Source organism: Mesorhizobium sp. M6A.T.Ce.TU.016.01.1.1, assembly GCF_003997065.1.
Classification (GTDB): Bacteria; Pseudomonadota; Alphaproteobacteria; order Rhizobiales; family Rhizobiaceae; genus Mesorhizobium; species Mesorhizobium mediterraneum.
Genome location: NZ_RZTJ01000098.1, coordinates 1 through 632, shown reverse-complemented (window position 1 = coordinate 632; position 632 = coordinate 1). Strand labels below are relative to the sequence as shown.

The window sequence follows — 632 nt, the reverse complement described above, 5'->3', positions numbered from 1 at the left end:
GACTAGCTGAGCGGGTGATTCGCGGCAATAGCCCAACAGAGATACCGGCCCTTCTGCAACATGAAACCGCACCCCGGGGGATGTCGGCCAACATCAGCCTGTTACATGCGGGTTCTATGGCCAAGCGCGACGATATCCGGCTATCGGCTCTTCATGACAAATTCACCGGTTTGCGCAAAGACGGTGGGATCGGGTTTGCCTTTCATCGCGATTTTTGACCAATGTGCCGGGACACGCCTTTTTCCGGTCCAGTTCGTCACGGAATGGTGATGGCGCAAATAATTGAAAAACAATTTCAGGACACTCTCAGGGGCCTTGCGATGACAATCAAACGCTCAACTCTTAGGAAATTGGCCCTTTCGACCTTCTTGCTCACGCTGCCGCTGAATGCGGCCCTCGCACAGGATACGGCAGTGGCCGGCCGGCTGAAGGCCGCGCTTGTCGCACAAGGTGTCGACATCACCTGGACCGGCGTGACCGGCGACAACACCAGCATGGTGCTGCAGGGCGTTGCCATCAAACCGGCGGCGGAGAAGGAAGCGCTTCCCATCGGCGACGTCAAACTCGAAGGTGTGACCGAGGCAAATGGCGGCTATGACATCGCCACCGTATCGACGGCTGCCTTCACACAC

General features: G+C 57.6%; 1 protein-coding gene and 1 pseudogene. Both read left to right on the top strand.

The window, feature by feature from the left end; all coding sequences use genetic code 11:
* Positions 1-218: hypothetical protein (locus EOC94_RS34295; protein ID WP_185928392.1), on the top strand; the 218-nt coding region annotated here is incomplete at its 5' end.
* A gap of 102 nt (positions 219-320) precedes the next feature.
* Positions 321-632: pseudogene (locus EOC94_RS33405) on the top strand (hypothetical protein); the annotation flags it as partial.